The following is a 5,034-nucleotide window of genomic DNA, read 5'->3' on the forward strand; positions in this document are numbered from 1 at the left end:
GCCCGCCGCTGGTTGTAGTTCTTCTCTGTCATGGCCCAGTCCACGGCTCTCCGCCTTGCACCGGGCTTCAAAAGTTTTTTCCCAGCATCTCTTTCAGCGTGGCCACGTCGAGCATGTGTTCCGCCAGCATCTTCTTGAGCTTGGCGTTCTCGACCTCCAGAGCCTTCAGCCTCTTGGCCTCGGACACTTCCATGCCGCCATACTTCGAACGCCATTTGTAGAAAGTGCCATCGCTGATGCCGTGCTTCCGGCACAGTTCCTTCGCCCCCATTCCGGCTTGGTGCTCCTTCAGGATGCCAATGATCTGCTCTTCGCTGAAACGGCTTTTCCGCATCGTCTGTCTCCTCGCTTGGAGAACAGGTTAACTTCAAATCGCGGACTTTTCAGGGGAGCGCGTCAGAGAGTTGGAGGAATGGGCTCGGGGAGGGACAAGACGCGCAACAAAGGCTTTACACACGCCTCGGCCGCGCGCACTTTTCAAAATACGCCAATACTGAACGAAAGGAGAAGTTTTGCCTTCAGGAAGTAACCCCACCGGCGACCCAACTGCGGTATTTGCGGAAATTGTCAGCTTTACCAATTCCAAGCTAACAACCATGGTCATCAAAGATCTGGTCTCCGCCGGCATTTTACCCAAGACGGTTTTCACAAAGTATGCAGAAGAGTTCAGAGCAATGGCGGCGGCCATTTCAGAAACCCCTCCTGAGTGTCTTAAGGTTGCGCTCCACAATCTTGCCGCTCAGCTCGAGACGGAGGCCGAAGGCTGACCCACCTGCCTCCACACACATAAAAGCTGGAACACCTCCCAGAGACCTGATCTGCTCTCGAAGCTGCTCAGCAGTTTCACTCTGACTGTAGGGTTCTTGCAAAACCTGTTCTGCGTTCATGCATTTGCAGGTCATCGCGCTGCTTCCTTCTGGCTAAGCGCAGCCTCGGCCTGCTCGCGAATGCGCCTGAAAGCCTGCTCTGCGTCCCCGGCCTCCTTGGCTAGCTCGCCATTGCCGTCCGCGTCTACGCGGGTGAAGAACTGCTCGGCGACAGACCGGAATTCCGCCTTGGAGATGCTGCCGTTGCCGTCGGCATCGGTGATGGAGAAGGGATCGGCATTGCCTGTGCGCTTGGCGCCGCCGCCGCGTTTGCGCTGGCTATTCAGTGCCTCCAGCATCGCTGTGTGCTCACCCTTGTCCAGGCTGCCGTTGCCGTCGGCATCGGTGATGGAGAAGGGATCGGCATTGCCTGTGCGCTTGGCGCCGCCGCCGCGTTTGCGCTGGCTATTCAGTGCCTCCAGCATCGCTGTGTGCTCACCCTTGTCCAGGCTGCCGTTGCCGTCGGTGTCGGCACCGTCGAACTTGGCCACCCGGGCCTCTACCGCCTCGGAGACGGTCACCTTGCCGTCGCCGTTCAGGTCCATCGCCTTGAGGCGGCCGCCGCCGGCGTATGCGGGCAAGGCAACGGCGGCGATCATGGCTGTGATGAGGATTAGCGTCTTCATGGTCAGGTCCTTTGTTCAAATCTCTGCGACGGTAGGGCCGATCTTGTCGGTGGATATCTTCGCCGCGGCCCTGATGTTGCGTTGCATCCGAGGTCATAGGGCGGCGAACACCTGGCCGGAACGGGCCCTGCGAGGAGTGGCCCTCGGCCGGAAGTCGTAGTTTTGTGCTGGCTCCGAGCGCGACGGCGCCCGCGCGGCCTTCATGTATACCCCGATCTTCACGGCAAAACTGGATGATACTAACCTCAGGCATGGCTGTCTGATATCCTCGCCTGGCCGTGCCCCGAACGAGCACACCGCAGGCGCCGGATCTCCTCCCACGGAACTGAAAGGCGCGAGACGAAAGCTACTCAGGCGGTCGCGTGAATAACCTCTGAAACAGGACTTCCGCTCGCCGCAGGCCCTCATCAGTCAGTATGACAGACTTGGCGTGGTTAACCGGGTCGTGGATCAGGCCTTTCTGGTATAGCCGATCCGTCACAGACCAGTCGAAGCTTTTCCAGGCCCGGCGCTCCTCATGCAGCGTCAGCCAAAGCAGCGCTAGAACCGCATCGTCGACCTTGTCCTCGTCGATTTCCATGGTCCATCGAATACCACATTAGAAATCAGCAAGCACCGCGGTCTTCACCGAAAGCATACAAAAATAACCTCATCAGCCACCAAGCAACTCCGAAGGAATGAAATTGCCGAACGTGGACGAACCGAGGGCATGCCTCGCCAAAAGGCTAGAGCCTCATTCGCGGCACGTCGTTCGGGTCGAGGCGCAGCTCGATCAAGAGCGGTCCGTCCCGGGTTGCGATGGCCTGGATCGCTGTTTCCAGGTCTTCTGCAGAATTGACCTGAACCCCCTGACCGCCAAGAGCGGTTGCAACGTCCGCAAAGGAGGGCCAATCGAACATGGACAGACCCGGGTCCATCTTGCGGTCGAGGAACTGTATATGCTCGGCGCCATAGGCGCTGTCGTTTGCCACGATTACAATCAGGTCCTGTTTCATCCGGACAGCGGTGTTGAACTCGTTGATCCCGCCCATCATGAAGCCGCCATCGCCGGTGAAGAGAATGACGGGCCGGCCGGGTATGGCAAAGCCCGCACCTATAGCCACTTGCAGGCCCAGCCCAATAGAGCCGAAATTGGTTGTCGCGATGAAGCTTTCGGCGTCGGGCACTGATAGACGGCACCAGACCTCGGTCATGAAACGTCCGCCATCAGTGGTGAGAAAGCGGTCTTTGGGCAGGGCCTCTTCCAGCCGGTCGAGCGCATATTCGAAATTGACGTATCCGGGGTTTGCTTTTTCAGGGTTGCCCTTGGGATGGGCTGTCAGCACCTCCATGTCCAACTCGGCTGTGAAACCGCTGCCGGGGATTTCGGCCTCGTCCAGCCACCAGATGATATTCTTGGCGGTCAACCCGGCATCGGCCACGAGCGCCGCGTGGGGATGATAGTTTTTCGAGACCTCGGTGACGGTGTCGTTGATCTGCACCACCCGCTTCCCCTTCATCAGCGCCCCCTTGTCGGTGGTGAACTGGTGCAGGCTTGTGCCGAACGCAACCACGCAATCGGCCTTGTCAATCGCCTCGTAGGCGGCAGGTGTGGAAAGCGTTCCGAAGATGTCGATATTATAGGGGTGGCCGCTGAACATCCCCTTCGCCTTGAGCGTGGTGGCCAGCGGGGCCTCAAGCCGGTCGGCAAGCTCAATAATTTGCGGAACGGAATCCTTGGCGCCGATGCCCGCCAGAATAATCGGTCGCTTGGCGCTGGCGATCATGCCCACCGCCTCGTCCAGGTCATCGCCCGCAGGGACATACGCGGGGGCATTGAAGGCGGGGAAGACATGGGACACGTGCTCAACCTCCTGCCACATGAAATCTGCGGGCATGTTCAGCACAATGGGCCGTTTCTCGACCTGGGCGCGGTAGAACGCATGGGCCACGTCATACGAAGCCGTCTCCGGCGACCGCATCTGCTCGAAGCCCGCCCCAGTCACCTTCACCGTCTCGCGCTGGTCGATATTCTGCAGATTGTGCGGGTTTGACACGGGGGTGTCACCGGCCAGAAGCACCATCGGCACATGGCCCCGCGCGCCTTCGGTCAACGCAGTGACGCAGTTTGTCAGCGCCGGCCCGTGGGTCACGGTGGCCACACCGACCCGGCCTGCCACCCGGCCGTAAGCAAGCGCCATTAGAACCGCGCTGCCCTCATAGGCCACCGGCACAAAGGTGCCGCCGCCCTCGCGCACGTAATGGTCAACCATGAACAGGTTCGCATCCCCCATCAGCCCGAACATTGTGCCCTGCCCATGGTCGAAGAGGGATTGGGCGATGGATTGGTAAACGTACATGTTGCGGTTCCTCGATTGTCTCTTCGTCTGCGCTTCTTCGTATTAGTATCTGCTCACCCGCGCGAATTTTGCGCAAAATTGAGCGTTCCAAAGGGAATTTTCCGGTGAAATACGCATCACTTTGGCCAAAGATGCGTGATAATCGCAAGTTGGCTGCGTAAAACGACTTGAAGGGAACATCTCATAATTCAGCAAGTTCCATCGGCGGCATCGAAAATGACTTCGATCGATCTTCCTTCATAATCGAACGAAAATAGATCAAAGCCAGTTCTGCGGAATACCAGTCTGTTTGATTGCCGATGAAAATCATCGCTTCCGCCATATTCATGGCGAGTTTCAAAATCCGGCTGCGAGTTCGCTTCGAGCCCGAAACAGCTCTCGGCTACGAAATGCACAAACAGCAGGTCTCCGCCGTCCGCGAAACCCGGTAATACCGGTTTGCATAAAAGCGGTCCTATGGAGGCGGCCAGGCTGCATGTGTGGCGAACCGCAGCAACGTTCCGCGGAGGCATTGCTTGGGATGAAATGCTGCACCTGGTTGCCAATGGCCGCTCTGGCGACCGCTGCAATGCTGCGGCTGGATGGTGACGAGTGTCCGCAAAGGGCCGAACATATCGCGGTTTAGATTGGGTTTCCATGAAGCGGTCACAGTATACTGTGGCCCGCCCCCCTCATTTTCGCCAGTTGGAACGCGCCGGGCCGTTGCTTCCAATTAGCCAATAAGTTGCGCGGCGGCTGGACGCCGCCGACGCACTTTCCATTTCAGGAAGTGTATGGTTTCGATGGGTGGCGCACCCAAGGCTTAGGATCTTCAGATCTCAAGGTCCTCAATAGATTTGCCAGCTTTCAATGCTTCGTGAACCCAAGCCGGTTTCCGCCCGCGGCCGCTCCATGTCTGGGATGAGTCTTTTGGATTGGCGTATTTAGCCGGTGCCTTTGTGCCGGACTTTCGGCCCTTGCCGCCATGAAACGCAATCACCTCTTCGAAGGGCACACCGTGTTTGTCGGCGATGGCCAGCATTTCAGAATAGGCGTTTTGCTTCGCTTCTTTTTCCACTTCAACTTTGCGGGCTTCGATTTCTTTGGTCAGGGCATTGAGTTCAGCCGCATTCAGCCCGTTCAGATCTATTGCCATGTTTCACCTGTGTTTTTGATTGTACCTGGTCAAAGCAGATATCGTCGTTAGTAGCAAGTGTGTGCATT

The 5,034-nt window shown here is 57.9% G+C and carries 6 protein-coding genes and 2 pseudogenes; 2 read left to right on the top strand and 6 right to left on the bottom strand.

The annotated features are described in order from the left end of the window. Positions 1-334: pseudogene (locus ACFMBG_RS23535) on the bottom strand (transposase); the annotation flags it as partial. A 262-nt stretch (positions 335-596) separates the two neighbouring features. Here ACFMBG_RS23535 and ACFMBG_RS23540 point away from each other — a divergent pair. Next, the gene (locus ACFMBG_RS23540; protein ID WP_421057080.1) at positions 597-767 is read left to right on the top strand and encodes a hypothetical protein; all 171 of its coding nucleotides are present in this window, start codon (positions 597-599) and stop codon (positions 765-767) included. A gap of 131 nt (positions 768-898) precedes the next feature. Here the strand turns inward: ACFMBG_RS23540 and ACFMBG_RS23545 are convergent, their stop codons facing one another. Beyond that, positions 899-1,492, bottom strand: a complete 594-nt coding sequence (locus ACFMBG_RS23545) for an EF-hand domain-containing protein (protein ID WP_421057081.1) — start codon at positions 1,490-1,492, stop codon at positions 899-901. A 106-nt stretch (positions 1,493-1,598) separates the two neighbouring features. Between ACFMBG_RS23545 and ACFMBG_RS23550 the strand changes: the two are divergent. Continuing rightward, positions 1,599-1,821: pseudogene (locus tag ACFMBG_RS23550) on the top strand (IS66 family transposase); the annotation flags it as partial. A gap of 17 nt (positions 1,822-1,838) precedes the next feature. Here the strand turns inward: ACFMBG_RS23550 and ACFMBG_RS23555 are convergent. From ACFMBG_RS23555 to ACFMBG_RS23570, 4 genes are all read right to left on the bottom strand, one after another. Then, positions 1,839-2,072, bottom strand: coding sequence for a DUF6429 family protein (locus ACFMBG_RS23555; protein ID WP_421057082.1), 234 nt, complete (start codon positions 2,070-2,072; stop codon positions 1,839-1,841). A gap of 145 nt (positions 2,073-2,217) precedes the next feature. After that, on the bottom strand, positions 2,218-3,831 hold the full coding sequence (locus ACFMBG_RS23560; RefSeq protein WP_421057083.1) for a thiamine pyrophosphate-binding protein: 1,614 nt from the start codon (positions 3,829-3,831) through the stop codon (positions 2,218-2,220). 181 nt (positions 3,832-4,012) lie between these two features. Then, positions 4,013-4,153, bottom strand: coding sequence for a hypothetical protein (locus tag ACFMBG_RS23565; protein WP_421057084.1), 141 nt, complete (start codon positions 4,151-4,153; stop codon positions 4,013-4,015). 489 nt (positions 4,154-4,642) lie between these two features. Then, positions 4,643-4,966, bottom strand: a complete 324-nt coding sequence (locus tag ACFMBG_RS23570) for an H-NS histone family protein (protein ID WP_421057085.1) — start codon at positions 4,964-4,966, stop codon at positions 4,643-4,645. Positions 4,967-5,034 lie beyond the last annotated feature (68 nt).

This window comes from Leisingera coralii, from assembly GCF_049056525.1.
Lineage (GTDB): Bacteria > Pseudomonadota > Alphaproteobacteria > Rhodobacterales > Rhodobacteraceae > Leisingera > Leisingera coralii.